The 17,011-nt window shown below is 32.8% G+C and carries 13 protein-coding genes and 2 pseudogenes; 6 read left to right on the top strand and 9 right to left on the bottom strand.

Annotated features, from left to right (window positions below; all coding sequences use genetic code 11):
* Positions 1 to 43: 43 nt before the first annotated feature.
* On the top strand, positions 44 to 3,109 hold the full coding sequence (locus DFR85_RS21265) for a S41 family peptidase (RefSeq protein ID WP_110269994.1): 3,066 nt from the start codon (positions 44 to 46) through the stop codon (positions 3,107 to 3,109).
* Positions 3,110 to 3,112: 3 nt separating this feature from the next.
* Here DFR85_RS21265 and sul7d read toward each other — a convergent pair whose 3' ends face one another.
* Complete coding sequence (sul7d, locus tag DFR85_RS21260) at positions 3,113 to 3,298, bottom strand: Sul7d family chromatin protein (protein WP_110269993.1); 186 nt, start codon at positions 3,296 to 3,298, stop codon at positions 3,113 to 3,115.
* Between the two features lie 189 nt (positions 3,299 to 3,487).
* Between sul7d and DFR85_RS21255 the strand changes: the two genes are divergently transcribed.
* Both DFR85_RS21255 and DFR85_RS21250 read left to right on the top strand, forming a co-directional pair.
* Positions 3,488 to 5,050 carry an APC family permease gene (locus DFR85_RS21255; protein WP_246253029.1) on the top strand — a complete coding sequence of 521 codons (1,563 nt, stop codon included), beginning with the start codon at positions 3,488 to 3,490 and terminating at the stop codon, positions 5,048 to 5,050.
* A 32-nt stretch (positions 5,051 to 5,082) separates the two neighbouring features.
* A complete protein-coding gene (locus DFR85_RS21250) occupies positions 5,083 to 5,643 on the top strand; it encodes a DUF1404 domain-containing protein (protein ID WP_110269992.1) in 561 nt (186 codons plus the stop codon).
* 227 nt (positions 5,644 to 5,870) lie between these two features.
* Here DFR85_RS21250 and DFR85_RS21245 read toward each other — a convergent pair.
* From DFR85_RS21245 to DFR85_RS21235, 3 genes and pseudogenes are all read right to left on the bottom strand, one after another.
* Positions 5,871 to 6,928: pseudogene (locus DFR85_RS21245) on the bottom strand (IS110 family RNA-guided transposase).
* A gap of 94 nt (positions 6,929 to 7,022) precedes the next feature.
* A pseudogene (locus tag DFR85_RS21240) lies at positions 7,023 to 8,074 on the bottom strand (ISH3 family transposase).
* A 443-nt stretch (positions 8,075 to 8,517) separates the two neighbouring features.
* On the bottom strand, positions 8,518 to 9,714 hold the full coding sequence (locus tag DFR85_RS21235; RefSeq protein ID WP_246253028.1) for a cation:proton antiporter: 1,197 nt from the start codon (positions 9,712 to 9,714) through the stop codon (positions 8,518 to 8,520).
* A 42-nt stretch (positions 9,715 to 9,756) separates the two neighbouring features.
* On the opposite strand from DFR85_RS21235, the gene DFR85_RS21230 reads away from it, so the two are divergent.
* Positions 9,757 to 10,776, top strand: coding sequence for a hypothetical protein (locus DFR85_RS21230; RefSeq protein WP_110269990.1), 1,020 nt, complete (start codon positions 9,757 to 9,759; stop codon positions 10,774 to 10,776).
* On the opposite strand, the gene DFR85_RS21225 is transcribed toward DFR85_RS21230, so the two are convergent.
* Together DFR85_RS21225 and DFR85_RS21220 are read right to left on the bottom strand one after the other, a co-directional pair.
* Positions 10,760 to 11,575, bottom strand: coding sequence for a DUF929 domain-containing protein (locus DFR85_RS21225; protein ID WP_110269989.1), 816 nt, complete (start codon positions 11,573 to 11,575; stop codon positions 10,760 to 10,762). The two genes, DFR85_RS21230 and DFR85_RS21225, sit on opposite strands and share 17 nt — an antisense overlap.
* A 60-nt stretch (positions 11,576 to 11,635) precedes the next feature.
* A complete protein-coding gene (locus DFR85_RS21220) occupies positions 11,636 to 12,232 on the bottom strand; it encodes a hypothetical protein (protein WP_110269988.1) in 597 nt (198 codons plus the stop codon).
* 355 nt (positions 12,233 to 12,587) lie between these two features.
* Here DFR85_RS21220 and DFR85_RS21215 point away from each other — a divergent pair, with 355 nt between their 5' ends.
* Positions 12,588 to 12,788: a DUF3311 domain-containing protein gene (locus DFR85_RS21215; protein WP_110269987.1), complete on the top strand. Its 201-nt coding sequence runs from the start codon at positions 12,588 to 12,590 to the stop codon at positions 12,786 to 12,788.
* The gene (locus DFR85_RS21210; protein WP_210433941.1) at positions 12,788 to 14,353 is read left to right on the top strand and encodes a sodium:solute symporter family protein; all 1,566 of its coding nucleotides are present in this window, start codon (positions 12,788 to 12,790) and stop codon (positions 14,351 to 14,353) included. The genes DFR85_RS21215 and DFR85_RS21210 overlap by 1 nt, the downstream gene beginning before the upstream one ends.
* A 19-nt stretch (positions 14,354 to 14,372) precedes the next feature.
* Here the strand turns inward: DFR85_RS21210 and DFR85_RS21205 are convergent, their stop codons facing one another.
* From DFR85_RS21205 to DFR85_RS21195, 3 genes are all read right to left on the bottom strand, one after another.
* Positions 14,373 to 14,756, bottom strand: a complete 384-nt coding sequence (locus DFR85_RS21205; RefSeq protein ID WP_168367126.1) for a helix-turn-helix domain-containing protein — start codon at positions 14,754 to 14,756, stop codon at positions 14,373 to 14,375.
* Positions 14,757 to 14,789: 33 nt separating this feature from the next.
* Positions 14,790 to 15,830, bottom strand: coding sequence for a DEAD/DEAH box helicase (locus DFR85_RS21200; protein WP_110269985.1), 1,041 nt, complete (start codon positions 15,828 to 15,830; stop codon positions 14,790 to 14,792).
* A 211-nt stretch (positions 15,831 to 16,041) separates the two neighbouring features.
* Entirely contained in the window at positions 16,042 to 16,986 is a 945-nt protein-coding gene (locus tag DFR85_RS21195; RefSeq protein WP_168367125.1) for a hypothetical protein, read from the bottom strand.
* Between the last annotated feature and the right edge of the window lie 25 nt (positions 16,987 to 17,011).

The raw sequence follows: 17,011 nt of genomic DNA, 5'->3' as shown, positions 1-17,011 counted from the left end.
GAATTTTTACTAAACCTTTAAATCACTCTCTGCAATTAATTTTATGCAGTCAAGTTCTGTATATCTACAATATCCAGATATAAAAGATTCTCAAATAGTATTTGTTACAGAAGATGATCTATGGAAATTGGATTTAAATTCAAAAAAGGTAGAAAGATTAACATCAGATTTTGGAATTATTTCTCATCCAAAATTTTCTGAGGATGGGAAATGGATAGCTTTTACAAGAACTCAAAGAGGTGATCAGATACTTTCAGAAGTTTATATAATTTCTTCCGAAGGAGGAGAACCAGAAAGGATAACTTACTTTGGTAGCCCATTTACTAACGTAGTAGGCTGGAAAGATGGTAAGGTTATAGTATCTTCTGATTATCATAAACCTTTCGCCAGCTGGAGAGAACTTTTCCATGTAGATTTAAATGGGGATTTTGAAAGACTTCCTTATGGTTCAGCTAGTTCAATAGCTTTTGGAAGTAAGGCTGTAGTTATAGGAAGGAATACAGTGGATTTACCTTATTGGAAGAGATATAAAGGAGGAACTAGGGGTAAATTCTGGATAGATTATTATAAAGGAGAATTTGAAAAATTTTTGGATCTAAATGGAAATTTAACGTCACCAATGTGGATCAATGATAGATTTTATTTTATTTCAGATCATGAAGGCATAGGTAATATATACTCTGTAGATCTTTATGGTAATGATCTTAAGAAACATACTTCTTTTAGAGAATTTTATGTTAGAAATGGAAATTCTGATGGTAAAAATATTGTTTTTCAGTCTGCTGGAGATATTTATGTGTTTAATCCAGTCAATGATAATGTTGATAAAATAAGTATTAATGTTCCCATAAGCGGTAATCATAAAAGACCTGATTTTGTGGAATTCTGGAATTATTTTACAGAATTTAGAATAAAGGAAGGTGTTTTATCTGTCACTTCAAGAGGTAAAAGCTTTGTAATGGATCCATGGGAAGGTCCAGCTATTCAAATAGGACTAAAGAACGGTGTAAGATATAAACTAACCAAATTTATAGATAAGTTTACACTTGTTACTGTTTCAGATGAATCTGGAGAAGAGAGATTAGAAATTTACAATATTAAAGACGGAAATAAGGACGTTTTAGATTTAGATTTAGGTTTGATTGAGGGAGTATTTCCTTCACCTAAAGGTAACTATATTGTTGTAACTAATAACAGATTTGAAATTTGGCTAATAAATATTAAAGATAAAAATAGCAAAATTATTGATAAAGCCGAAGATATAATATACCAAGTAGCATGGCATCCTAACGAAAGTATGATAGCTTACACTTATCCAGACGGCTATGGTTTTCAGCATATAAAAATATATGATATGCAATCTGCAAAACAATACGATGTAACAAATCTAGGAAACAATGATTTTTCCCCTTCTTTTGATCCAAATGGGGATTTTCTTTTTTATTTGTCAACACGAAATCTTGATCCAGTATCTGACCAAATCTACTTCAATTTCGGATTTTTAAAAAGTGTAAAACCGTATTATATTCCTTTGAAAAAAGGAAAATCATTATATAAGAGTACACTTTTTGATAATGAGACTAATAATATATACCTTAATAATTTGAAAGAAAAAACATCGTCGTTGCCTATAGAAGAGAGTAATTACGTTAAGTTAGTAGCTGCTGATGGAAAGATATTTCTATTATCTTATCCAATAAAGGGAGCTCTTAGCACGTGGCTATTCGGTGGAATAAGAAGCGATGGTATATTGGAGGTTTATGATATTAATTTGAGAACAAAAGATCAATGGTTAACTAATGTTACAGATTTTGATATTGATATTGAAAATAAGAATTTATTGGTTAGACAGAATAAAATTCTTAGAATAGTTTCTACTCAAACTAAGCCTGATCTAAGTTCTCAAGAACCAGGTAAGAAAAGTGGAATAATAGACATGAGTAGAGTGAAAATTTTTGTAGACCCAGTCAGGGAATGGTCTCAGATGTTTAGAGAAGCATGGAGACTAATGAGGGAAAATTATTGGAGGGAAGATATGAACGGAATAGATTGGTCTTATATTTACGAAAAATATTCAAAACTTCTTAGTAAAATTAATTCTAGATCAGAACTTTCTGATTTAATTAAGGAGATGCAAGGTGAACTTGGAACATCGCACGCATATGAAATGGGTGGAGATTATGATGTTGAAAAACCTTATACCATAGGCGGTTTAGGAGCAGAGTTTAGATACTCTGGAGAATGTTATGAAATAACTAGAATATATGAGGGAGATCCTTCTTATGTCGAAGAAAAATCGCCATTAAAAGATCCAGGGGTGGATATTGAAGAAGGAGACTGTATAGTTTCTATAGACGGTGTAAAATTAAATAAGACAATAAAACCGCAAAATCTACTTATAAATAAGTCCGGAGAACAAGTAATTTTGGAAGTTAGAAAGAAAGATGGTAAAATTCTAACATTTTCTGTAAGAACTTTAAAGGACGAAAAATATCTTATTTATAGAGACTGGGTAGAGAAAAATAGACGTTATGTACATGAAATTACTAATGGTAAAGTGGGATATGTTCACATTCCAGATATGGGACCAAGAGGTTTTATTGAGTTCTTTAAATTATATCCTTTTGAGGTTTTAAACTATGGTAAAGTAATTATAGATATTCGATATAACGGAGGCGGAATGGTCTCTCAATTGCTTATTGAAAAATTGCTACCTAAAAGAATAGGGAAGGACGTACCAAGACGAGGTAAGGCATATCCTTATCCTTCATATTCTCCAGAAAAATTAGTTCTAATAATCAATGAATATGCAGGTTCCGATGGCGATATTTTTAGTAAGGCATTCAAGAGCTATAATCTAGGAAAAATAATAGGTACAAGAACATGGGGAGGTGTTATCGGAATAAATCCTAGGTATAGGCTTGTTGATGGAACAATAGTTACGCAACCTCAATTCGCATTCTTCTTTGATGATGTAGGTATAGGAGTAGAAAATTATGGCGTAGATCCAGATATAGAAGTTGAAATTTCTCCACAAGACTATGCTCACAATAAAGATACCCAATTATATAAGGCGATAGATATAATTCAAGAAAAAAATAAAAACTAGATCTTATTTTCCTAGTTTTTCTAGTAATTCTTTTGGTGCGTCTTTTTCGCTTACTGCTCCTCTACCTGTTTTTCCATTGTCGTCGTATGTGAATGATACCATTTTTCCTACTTTCCATACTTTCTTTACTTTTGATACATCTACTTCCTTCTCTTCTCCTTTAATTTTGAATTTTACTTTTGTTGCCATAATTCTAAATCTCAAGATGGCATTAATTAATATTACTATTGAATTCAGAGTAATACTATATGCTAACAGATAATTACTAATACCGCGTTATAGTATTTACTTGATTATGTAAATAAAACATATTCTTTATAAATCTCGATATTACTTAACTACGTAAAACTTAAATAGCTAAATACTTCATACTCACTCGTGTCTCAAAGAAAAGTTTTTGTAAGAGAAAGTTCTGGTTTAATTAAACAAGTTAACTTATTAGATGCAGTAATGCTGAATCTAGGAAACATGTCTGCAGGAGTAGCTCTATTTGAGTCAATATCACCATATTTGAATTCGTCAAATAATCCAACTATTGGTGGGCCAGGAGGAGTTTTATGGATAGCTTCGCTCTTAGGTCTAATATTTGCAATACCACAACTAATAATCTATACAGTAATGACTAGGCATATTTCGAGAACTGGTGGGGATTATGTCTGGGTATCTAGAAGTATAAATGGAGGAATAGGTTCCGTAATGGCCATTGCTCTTATGCTAGAAAGTCTTGCGTATTTTGCATTAATAGCTTTCTTTTCAGCATCGTCTATTAACGCAGTACTATCTACAATAGGTGGAGTAGATCATTCTAGTTTCCTATTAAATTTAGCTAATAACATTTTTGTTAACCCTTATGGTAATCTGACATTAATTCAAAAAGGTATATTTTACTCTATAGGCGCAATATTTTTTGTGATAGTTATTTTATTAAATATATTTAAAGCTAAATGGGGTTATAACATAGTAACAATATTAGGTATATTCTCGTTTGCTTCTTTAATAGCCGCTATGATAATAATAGCTATTTCAACTCCCTTTATGGCTAAAATATCTCCATTTATGTCATCACAAGGCATTTCTATACCTTCTTCTGTACGATATTCATTCTTACCTAAAATAAACTGGGATTATACTCTTCTACTTCTTCCTATATTTGCATTATATACATATCCATGGATGCAAGCAGGTCCAGCAGTATCGGCAGAATTTAAGCAATCACAGAAAATCGCTAAGTTAAATCTAGTATTAGCTATTCTTATTACTGCGTTTTTTGTAACAGTAGGATTTGCAGAAATGGATGCTGTAGCAGGCTACTATTTTAACTATTATGCTTATGGTACATTTATCTATAACTTCTGGGATGTGGCAATTGCTTTATCTCAAAATGCTCTAGTTCAATGGTTCTTAGGTCTAGGCGTAATATTATGGAATTTCTATGTGTTATCGTACGGTGTAATAGTGTTCTCTAGATATGTTTTCGCTTTATCTTTTGATAGAGTATTACCTGCTAAGTTTTCTGAAGTAAATAAATATGGATCTCCTATCTATGCTCATCTACTAGATTTAATCCTTACGTTATCTTTACTATCAATCCCTGTATTTTCAACTGCTGCAGCTACTTCACTTTATGGTGCTACAATATTAGGAGCCTTATACTTTTTAGTAGTAAGCATAGCATCAATATTCTATGGAGTAAAGAATAAAATAAGAATATTATCCATAGCTGGTATAATTTCTGCTATTTACTTCGCATTTCTAACTTATGAAGCTGGAATAAACCCTGTATTTGGATTTACGAGCACCGTAGACGGTATACCTATAACTGAAATATTTGTAGGTTTAGTAATAGTTACAGGGATAGTAGTATATTTGCTTTCGAAGTATATTAATTCTAAAAAAGGAATAGATATATCCATGTCATTTAAGGAAATTCCTCCAGAATAAAGTTATTTTTTATTAAAATACATCTCTATTTTATGGAGATATTAAGAGACCAATTAAAAAAACGAAATTTTATAGTTCCATTAATCTTTCTAATAATAGCCGTAAATCCTTATACAGAAATTATGGAATTTAAATATCAATGGCTATTTATGACAACTCATTACTTACTATACATTGCAGGATTTGTTTTAAGCTATAAAATAATGAGAGGATCTATCCTTTATCTAATACCAGGTATTATACTGCCAGTATTCTGGCATCTTCCTCAATTTTTTGCTTTAGCTGGTGCTTACGTATCATGGCGAATACTTAATGATAGTACACTTTTTCTTGGAGGAATTTTTGCAGGAATGACTATTACAAAATTATCAAACGCAGTAAAAATATTACTCTTAGTTTTATGGATGAGCGGAGATAGTGTTTTATCAGTAATTCTAATAGTAGGCTGGCCACCGTATTCTAACGAAGTCTATCCTTTCTCTCCCTTTTCAGTATCTCAAGAAGTATACACTGGAATAGTTATGTTCGGTATAATGACTGCAATTTTTGTATATATTGTAATTAATTTGATAAAAACAGTATTCAGAATATAAACTCTCTGAGAATTTATAGAATAGAGCTAATAAATTTTTTATTATTCTAAAACGCTTTTAAGTGAAATTCTTAAACTATATTCCAAAATTAAAGCTTTAAACTAAAAGTTTCCATTTTTTATCTTAACAAGGGCGTTCAGTAATAAATATTTCGGTTGAACTTCAAGCATAATGTCAACTAAGATTGCCACGTGTACCTTTCAATCCACGTGGCGATTTGGGGAGGATCACTTAGGCTCATAAGGCTTATTATTATACCAAACACTCCAAATTATTCTAGCCAATTTCCTGGCTAAAGCAGTGTACAACTTCTTTCCCTTCAACTTTTCCTTATGGTTCTCGTAAAATTCTAGTAATGTAGGATTACGAGAGTAATTCATCTCAGCGAGGAAGTAGAACAAGCTGCGCAAGTACTTATTACCCTTCTTCGATATTCCCTTACTTACAGTAGCTTTACCGCTCCTCTCAACTATTGGGTCTAAACCACAGTAGGCTACGAAGGACTCAGGGTTAGGAAAGCGTTTAATGTCCCCAACAATGCCTATTATTATTCCCGAAGAAAGTTTTCCTATTCCCGGTATAGTTAATAGAACGTGATTTTCAGACTGTGATTGTATCATTTTCTCTACTTCTTTTATTTTCTCGCTTGTTTCCAGTAGTGCTTTAGATAATACTTCGATTTCTTCAAGTACGATCTTTGTGTACTCTAAGTTGTATAATTGTATTTTGAAGTTTCCTTTAGAGAATTCTTCAAGCATTTCCTTGCTTATTTTTTCCTCGTCACTGACTAGGAATAGTGCTCTTTTTACCCTGTTCTTGTACTTTACTTCAAGGTCTTTTAGGAAGATATATAGTGTTACTAGTTCTTTCAATGGGTTGTAGTTGTACTCCTTTGCCTTGTTTGCCATGTTTATTAGTTTTTCTGCGTCGTAAAAATCTGTTTTCTTTCCTCTCAAGTCCTTCTCCTTCCATAGTATATTTGGGCTTACTTGTAGTATCTTGATCCCTTTTTCCTTGAAGTATTGACATGGTTTTATTGAGTATGCTCCTGTCGGTTCGACCACTATTGTGTTTAGTTTCACTTTTAGTATTTCTTCATAACCCTTCTTGTTGTGTAGACCCTCCCCTCACTCGTTACTAGATGATCTTTTGATATGTCTATTCCTAGGATCCCTACCTCTTTATCACACCTATATCCGTGCATATTATCACAATGTTCAGTCCGATGGTAGGGGTTTGTCACGCCCCCGTTCGAAGACTTTGCTTCAGTCAAAGGGTCGACCATGTTTCCCAGTTGGAGAGTATTACTCTCCCCAACTAATTAATCTATATAGGTTCAAAGGGGGCGGAAGACTCCATCCGTAACGGTAGACCCAAAATCACCTCCTTAAAAATAAATCTATAGTGTAAATAAGTGTTTCAATTATATTAAATGTAAAATTCTCTGGATTGAATAAATCAGGAAATAAAAGAATTAATAATAATCTAAATTCCTCTCTCCCCACCTCCCCCTTGAATATGGTATATAAGGAGTAGAGTACAAGGGCCAGCACGAAGATCAACGTGCGGAAAACAAACTTAGTAGAACTAGTAAATGGAAGAAAAGCCTTAATGTTCCTATAAGAGGTCTCTATGGGACCTCTTACCTTATTGTACAAATCCAACACTTCCCTCTTGGGCAGATCTAGATTAGTAGCCCTAGCAAAATAAACAAGACTCTTCTTCTTTCTCCTCACTTTTTCCTTGCCATACACGAGAAGCCTGAACTTGACCTGCTCATCCCTCCTATGCCTCTTACTATTAGTTGTGTAATCCCCGTCAAACTCCTCAAACACCTTCACGTCCCCAACAGGCACAGCAATTATATACTTAAACTGTGAAATGAAATTGAGCACATCAACTGTGTAGAAACCAGCGTCAAGAGTTATCAACCTTATCTTGAATCCCATTGCCATTACTTGCTCCACGAGGATCTTCACTATCTCGTCCTTAGTCATACCGTTCACTTGCGGAATAAAGGCAAGTAAAAGTACTTTCCCCTTATACTTGGTTGTTGCAGTTGCGTAGTTCCACGAGTTTCCTTTTTCAGAGCTCCCGAGCCCTTTCACTGGTTTCCCATACCACGTCTTGGTTGTCCAGTCTATTGAAAGATCTATCTCATTCACTCCCTTCAGTACTTCTAAGGATATTTTCCTAGCTCTTTCCAATAGCTTTTCAATCACTTCCATCCCTTGTTTCTCTACGTAATTCCTCACGGTCTGTGGGGATACGTCATACGCTCTGGACTTGTTCTCTACTGAATCGTTCCACAAACACGCGGAGATGAGAGTTTTTGCTACCTCATCTACCTTTTCCCCTTGGAAGTTCAACATGGAAAGTAATTTATATCCTATTTGTTGAATGTTTGGTGAGGGAGACCGGGTGTTACCATCTTCCTATCTCACGTGGTAATACTCCATCTCCCTCGCCTTAAACCCTTTCTTCAATTCTTTACACTCTTATAAATTTCTTTATCTTTTATAAATTCGATATTATCCTATCAGAAATATTTTTTCTAATATGATTTTGGGTCTACCGGTAAGGGTGGAGATGGATAGTCCCCTTTGTGGTTACATTTAAATACGTATTTTTCAAATATTCTATTAATGGCAGTCACTGACGGAGTAAGCGTCACTGAGACGCCTTGGTTAAAGCGAGGGTCTATGTGGTACGCCTCTGCTCCATTCAACAGTCCCATATTGGGATACTGTGGGTTCACATTAGTGCTCGGGGTCGGAACGACCCTTAGTGCCTGTGGAGCTGAGACCTCTACCTTTGGCAAGCCTCGGCTTTGAAGCAGGAAGCCACGCCCGTTAGGGCGTGGCAGTTCACTGCTCATTGCGTAGAAGATAGCCATTTCCTTACAGATAAATTAAAGAACATTCCTCCTATGACAGTAGTGAGTAGGCTCATAAATACTACCTCAGAAAGATTATTTTGTGAAAAGATATTGTCGGCAAAAGCTAATGATGCAATAACTAGTCCCATTTCTCCCCTAGGTATCATGCCAAACGATGTCATTATTGCGTGCTTCATTTTCCTAGTATAAAGAAAAGCAAATGGTAAAATTCCCACGAATTTTAATATTGAAGCTAATGCTGTTATAAGTATACCTATTTCTAAAACTTGCAAATTAACAAATGATAAGACGTTAGTTTCAGCTCCTATTGTGACGAAAAATATTGATCCAAAAATGCTTAGTAATGCAGTTACCATACCCTTTATCCTTTCTGCTTTTCTACTTTCAGCAATAGCAATCCCAGCTATAAATGCCGCAATTATTGGAGAAAATCCTAAAGTTATCATTATTACAGTTAATATGAATAGTATCATCAAAGACGTTTCTACTACCAAATTATCCGATACAACTGAGAGTAATCTTGGAATTATTAATACTGAGACAAGAAGTATGATTATCCATGATATTACAACAAAACTAGCTGTTTTTAATAATCCTAAATATCCTCCCTTAATTCCCTCTATTAGAGAAAGAGCAATAGACAAAATTATGAAAGAAACTACGTCGTCTATTGCTGCCGACGATGTTAAGATTTTGACGAATTTTTCTCTTTGGATTCCCATGCCCTCTATTATTGAACTTACAGCGGCCAAACTTGTTGCCCCAGTAGCGGCTCCCATAAGTAGCGCTACACCTTTACTAGTAAAAAAAGTCATGACATAATATACTCCTACAAAAGGTAATATAGCGCCTATTGATGCTGCTAATAATGCATATAGTCCAGAAGATCTTAAAGATCTAAACCCATGCTCTAATCCAGCAGCAAATATCAGTAATATAACGGAAAACTGAGAAAATAGTAATAGATAATTGTTTATCGTAAATATGTTTAGTCCTATTATAGAGTTTAAGAAAGTACCCAATGCAAAAGGACCTAAAATTATTCCAGTAAGTATTTCACCAAATATTGAAGGAAGTTTATACTTCAAAGAAGCTAAATGAAATGCTTGTGCAACAGTGATAAAGATGGAAATTTCTAAAAAAGCAAGGAATAGCTGATCCGAATTATCCACATCGTAAAATAGATTTTTAAGCATTAAAAATTATTTCTTTACATGTCTCTATTCAAAAAGCAGGAGAAGATTTACCATATTGATCATTTGTCTGAAGCAATGAGAAGGGCGATAAAGACTCTTATAGATTCTTCGATACCAGATGTAGCAAAAGCTTATGGTTTTAAATATTTGACGCCAATAATTGGTGAGCCATTTTTTGTACCTTATGGTGAATTGAATGGGAAATTTAAGAATACTCATGAAGCCTTTGAGGCTATATTATCTGAATTAAGAATTAGAAGACAAGAAGCCATGGAGAAATTTAGAGAATGGTATCCTCAAGCTAAAGAGATAGAGCATTTTAGATTTACTTTTTATTCCTACACTGATCCTAAGGAAGGAATGGATGTAGGGGTTGGAGCTAATCCCTTAGCATCGCTTCCAGAAGGAGACTTTAAATTAGGAGAAATAAAAGATAGGATAATAGATAAGGACGTAATAATACTAAACTCTGCTTTGTCTGGAAATATTGCAAATGGTAATTCTCCGTTATCTAAAGCAAGGAGTGTAAAGTATATCGATTTTGTTAGCAATAGACAAGATGAAATAGTAGATGCGTATATGTGGTTAAGCCAGACTTTTCATGAAAGATATGATAAAGAGAAAGACTATGACCCGGAATTAGGTAAAACATACATGAAAAGATTATTCGAGGTTATAGATCAGGAATCTGGAAAATATAGGACTAATAAAATAGAAGGAGACATTGCTATACTTCCGCTTTTCGTTCTTCCCACTAATATGAGACTACTTAATGGAAATATAAGAGAGGTTTGGAATAAGAGTGAAGAATACTCTACTATGATTCGACAAGGAAGATTCTATGACGTTAATGTACTTCCTATTTTATTTAATTATATAAAACTAAAGGAAATAGTTCAAGAGGCAAAAAATAACGTAAACACTCTTATAATTCTTTCAGACAAGAAAATGCATCCATTAGACAGAGACGATTTCTTAGAAATAGGCAAAAAAGCTACTATTGACAATGAATTTGTAAAAGTTATTGAGCTTCATTAATGGCTTCAATTATCTCTTTAGCTATATCATTTATAAGAGAAGGAACATGTCCACTTTTTATCTCTGATAATAGTTGTGATGAAGAGTTATTTATCGAGATTATAGTGCTTGGTGTTAATGGATTAGGATATCCTATCAGGAGCCATGTACCCTTAGGTCCTGTAATTATTAATGCTGTAGCTATATGCGATGGGTGTCCTTCATAAGCTATTGGAGCAAGTAAGCCTGGGAATGTTTCATTTACTTCGTATTGGTAAATGATATTATATACAAAATATGGTTCATTATCCTTTATTTCTTGTAAACCTATCGAAACTGCATTATTATTTAATGGAACTCCAGAAGGTGTTGCAGTCAAGTTTTGATTATATATATACAGGAAATGAAATGCAACGTTGGAAGTAGAATTAAATTTAGTAAATATTAATCCAGGTACTCCTTGAAGCCCATTATCTATATCTGGTTCAGTAATAGAATAGTGCGTAACTACGGATACGTTTCCATAGTCTTGTAATGCAATGTATAATGGCCATGATAATGCAGCACCAAATGGACAACCGTACCAGCTAATAAAATATACTTGAGTAGTATTAGCGTAACCAACGTTGGATATTTTAACTAAATCAGATAATGGACCATTATTTTGTGTAGATGATATACTAGAAGGAGTATTAGAAGAATGTACATAAGGTAGTGCTATAAATAACCCTACTATTATAGCTAATATTACGAAAGGAACGTAAATCAGTTTACTATCGTTATTTTTTGTCTTCTTTTTACTTTTTGATGACCTAGCCATCAATATATTTTTTGTCTTCTTTTTAAAAAACTTTATCATATGTACAAATTTTTTTCAATTTCAATTTTCTATAGTACAAACTTTAGTTGAATCTATACTCCTTATGTCATTACATTCTATTCTTCTTACACCATTAAGCTTTGAAAACGCTTTAGCCAGATTTTTATCAATATATTCTACTTTATATGCAGATATTAAATTCCAGTAATTTGGCTTATTTCTTATAACTATAAGTTTAGGTTTTATTTTGCTTAATTCAATGATTAGCTCATCGTTAACCATAGTCTTAGCTAACCTGAACTCTTTTATAACAGCATCGCCACTCACTCCATTAAAATCATATCCATCCACATATAATGTCAATAATGCATCTAATTTTAGAATTAAAGAGAATTCTTCCCTACTTATATTAATTTTATATTTATTAATGTAATTTTCCCATCTCTCCAATTTTCTTCCTCTGGCCTTATATTTTACAAGGCTATGAATACTCATTAATGATATTATGTCTGATGGCATAGCGGACAGTACATCTGGATCTCTAAATATGCTAGGACCTTGACATTTGGTTTCCGTCATTATATTTTTGCATATAAAAGTTAGCTCTTGGAGAGGAGGTATTATTACATCTTCAGGAGATTCTACTATGATATACACTTTAATTAGTATTGATTATGTCGTAATTAAAAATTGAGGTTAAAAACTAGTTAAGATATTAATGCGTATTTATACTTTTTTTGAAAGATATTTTTCCTACTGCTAGCTACTCTGATTCAATAATATATTTTAGTAGTTTTTGAAAAGTTTTAAATTTCAACTTAAGACGAGATTGATATTATTGAAAATTGATATCGTTTGAAACTTCTATAAATCAGATATAAAAGTCTATATATTTCGAGTTAAGATTAAAGAATTGTCTAGATATCATTAAAACTATATTTTAATAAAAACTAAATCTATCTCCTATTCTAAAAAAGGAATATAAGAAAATTTTTTACACACTATTTTTGCAATGAATAAGTTCTATCTTACTCTCGGAATAGTATTACTTATTGATATAATAATATACTCTCTCTATCCTCTATTTAATAAGATTACTCCAGAGCTATTCGGTATACCTTTCTTTTACTGGTATCAAACAATATTGCTGGTAATAACTAGCCTAGCATTCTTGGGAGTATCATTTATAAAAGAATCAAAAGGTGAGAAATAATGATACCACATTCAAATATAGATTATGTTACATTAGGTATATTTCTATTATTGTTCGGATTCTTCGCTTTCTTAGGATTCTATGGATCTAGATTTAGGAGTGGAGACTTAAAATCATTAATGGAATGGGGGTTAGGAGGAAGAAAATTAGGAACGTTTTTAATTTGGTTCTTATTAGGTGCTGACTTGTTTACCGCATATACTTTTATTGCAGTACCAGCTGGTATATTTGCAGCAGGTTCCCTTTACTTCTTTGCAGTACCTTATGTTGCTTGGGGTTTCGGTGTAGCATTGCTTACAATGCCTAGATTATGGACAGTGTCGAGAAATAAAGGCTATATAACTGCAGCTGATTTTGTTAAGGAAAGATTCAATAGCAAAACTCTAGGAATAGTAGTTGCCGCTACTGGAATCGCTGCAGAACTTCCTTATATAGCTCTTCAAATAGTAGGTATGGAAGCAGTAATTGAAATGATGTTTTTAGGTTTAGGAATTGCTAGTAAATTCACTGAGGAAATTTCTTTGCTTTTAGCCTTTCTAGTGCTAGCCGCTTTCACTTTTGTTAGCGGACTAAGGGGAGCAGTATTAACTGGAGTTTTTAAGGATGTATTAGTATGGATAACAGTTATTACAGTAATAATAGCAGTACCGTTAGAAGTAGGAGGTTTTTCAAAGGCATTTACTGCGGCTCAAACTCTAAAGCCTATATTTGACACTTTGCCTGCAGGAGAGATTTCAGCATATTTCTCCTTAGCTCTAGGAAGTTCATTTGCACTATACCTATATCCACATGCAATAAACGGTTCATTAAGTTCTCAAGATAGAGAAAAACTAAAATATAGTACTTCCATGTTACCTATATACGGAATAGGTTTAGCCTTTATCTCGTTATTTGGTATATTAGTTTACGCAGTACCACATGCTTTAAGTTTATTAAAGGTAACAGGGAATGGTGCATTAGCAGTTCCAGCTTTAATTTCCTATACTATGCCTAACTGGTTCATAGGAATAGCTATGACAGCAATATTTGTTGGAGGATTAGTTCCAGCATCTATAATGGCAATAGCAGTAGCTAACTTGTTCACAAGAAACATTGTTAAAGAATTGAAGCCTAATTTACCTTCATATTCTGAGGCTAGAATAGCTAAATGGACGTCAACAATATTCAAGTTTTTAGCATTAGGTTTTGTATTTATAGTGCCAGCAACTTACGCTATTCAATTACAACTATTAGGAGGAATGTTAGTAACTCAAACTTTGCCTGCAGTATTTTTAGGTTTATATACACGTAAATTAGAACCAAAATCTCTATTAGTAGGATGGATTGCTGGAATAGCTACTAGCGTTGGATTAGCATATTATAGGAATTTTATATTCCTACATTTAACGTCATTCACAACATCTCTATATCCTATACTTGGACAATTGATTTATATGGCTATAATTTCGTTAGCTGTGAACCTTGCAGTAACGTTATTGGGAACAGCTATTGCTTATGCTATGGGATGGAGACCTAAGAGCAACATAAAAGAAGAAGAAATAGCTACTGTTATGCAAAGAAAATAATTTTTTTGAAAATAATTTTTTAGAATTGAAACATATCAAACATTAATCCTTGTAACATCATCATATCTATCATTGATAGTGCTAACATTAAAGGAATGTCGCTTTCAAAGCTTTGAATTTGACTATAGTCTCCATTCTGTATAGCTTGAATCAGTTTATTCGCTTTGTTCTCAAGGTCTTCCTTAGCTTTTTTGGCTTCTTCTAAACCAGAGGGTGTTAATCCATAGACCTTCCTCTTAAAGATCAAACCTTTCTCTTTCTGCATTACTAATCCTTCTCTTTCTAATCCTTTAAGTAGGGCCTCGATTTCATCTACTTCTTGTCTTAACATGTTAGCTAATTCTTCCTTGCTTAATTCTCCTCTCTCATAAAGTAAAACTAGAATGCTGTCTCTTGTGTTCATAAGATATAATAAGAAGAACGAAATATAAAAATATTAATCGTATTCAACGGTCTTAATTACTCCTTTTATTCTCTTAATTAGCTGTTCTTCTCTCCTAGTGTAGAAAGTTATAGCAAAACCTTTTCTTCCCATTCTTCCAGTTCTTCCTACTCTATGAATATAAGTTTCTATATCCCTTGGCGCGTCAAAGTTTATTACCTCGTCTACATCTATTACATCTATTCCTCTTGCGGCTAAATCAGTAGAAATTAATACTGAGGCTTCATTTTTCCTAAATTTAGTTAAATTCCTGTTTCTTGCAGACTGAGGCAAATCGCCATGAAGCACTGTAATATCAAACTCATCTGATAATTCTCTAGCCAAATCATCGACTTTAGCTTTAGTATTAACAAAAACAATAGCTTTTCCTTTTATTTCTTCTTGAGTTTTCTCTACTTTCTCTCTCCATCCTCTTACTAAAAGGAATTTATGTTCTATTTCTACAGGTTTATATTCATCTACTTTTAACATTTTAGCATTAGGTGCAAACTCAAATGCCAGATCTTCTACTTCTTTAGGTACTGTAGCTGAATAGAATCCGAAATTCTTTGCGCTAGTGTGAGAAAGTATCATTCTTACGTCGTCTATAAAACCCATGTCAAACATTCTATCTACTTCATCTACTACAGCTATAGAAAACCTAGAGAGGTCAAGTATACCTTTACCCCATAAATCTAGAATTCTTCCTGGAGTTCCAATTATAACGTCATTATTAGCTTCTTTTTCTTGTTTTTCGTATCCTACTCCTCCAATAACTAAACCAAAGGTAGTTCCTTTATATTTTGCAATTCTTTTTCCCTCATAGAGAACTTGTTCTGCAAGTTCTCTAGTAGGAGCTAATATTATTGTTTGCTCTCCTCTTTCAATTATAGGAATAAGGTAAGATGCAGTCTTACCTGAACCAGTCTTAGCCTGAACTATTACACTCTCTCCTGCTAAGAAAGGAGGAATAGCTATTTCTTGAACCTTAGTAGGCTTGTCATAATGTATTTCATTCAAAGCCTTCTTGAGTTCATCGCTCAAATTACTGAACATAACACGTTACTTGTCTCTCTAGATTATAAATTTTCCTTTTTTAAAAATATACGAACTAATACTTAAACTATCACTCGATGTTAAATCTAAAATAATATAGTTATTTTTCTGTACACGTTATTCTTTCTAATTCAGCTCGCATTCTTACCCTTAAATCTACTTCAAACGGTAACTGAATAGTATTAAGTATTCCTCTAATCTTTGTAGATAACTAATTAAGATATATGAATGAATAAAGAATTTTAGACTTCTCCTCATCATATATTGCACTTGAGAGTTTTCTTAGTATTGGTTCAAATTCTTTACAACATAGATTTATTTCGTTAAGTTTACAGAATTCTTCTGGATTATTAAGCATGTCTTTTAACGGATTAATTTTTCCATCAAAGATTTCTTTAATAGGGAATTTTTCTGAACATTCTGAATTTCCACACTTAGAATCTATAAGGAAATCAAATTTATCTAGTATGTCTGAAATTTCATCCCAATTATCAATTTTGAATAAATTTTTAAGTTCTATTCTAGTTGAATTTTCTTCAAGTTTTGAGCCTTTTATGTCTTGAGAAATAGGTAAATCAATGTAATTATAAAGTTCAGAATCTCTTATATTACCATAGTGTTTTTGGAGAAAATGAATCTCATCAAGTACTTGACAATTTTCCTTCTTTACTTCGGTTAAAGAGTAAGAATTACAAATAGAATTAATTATACTTTCAATATAATTTTCATATCTTTCAAAACGAGGATCTTCTATTTTTAACGAATTTAAATCTCTAATTAATTTCGAAACATTTTCTTCAAGAAAGTTGATAGTCTCAGATTCTTCAGGATTTTCTATAGAATTCGCTAATAAATTATGAATATATACAATACATTTAATTGGATCTTTGCAAGTTTCGTTAATTTTTTCTCTAAAATTAATAATATTGTTTATTTCTTCTAGCATTAAAGGCGTTAAAACTTCATGTAATCTTATAGTTGAATCCCTCATTTGTAGACATTCTTGGATTGAAGATTGTTTTTTTAATTCTACGATCTGAGTTTGTTGAAGTTGAGTTTGTTTCCTGTAATAATATATTGTAGCAATAAGTGCAGCAGTAGATATTGCAGAGCTTAAACCTGAAGCATAGCTGATAATTTCTGAGACTACATTCATAGACTTAAGAATTACTTTTACATGT

The organism is Acidianus brierleyi (assembly GCF_003201835.2).
Lineage (GTDB): Archaea > Thermoproteota > Thermoprotei_A > Sulfolobales > Sulfolobaceae > Aramenus > Aramenus brierleyi.
Note: the sequence above shows the minus strand (reverse complement) of the source record. Positions and strands in the feature narration are given on the sequence as shown.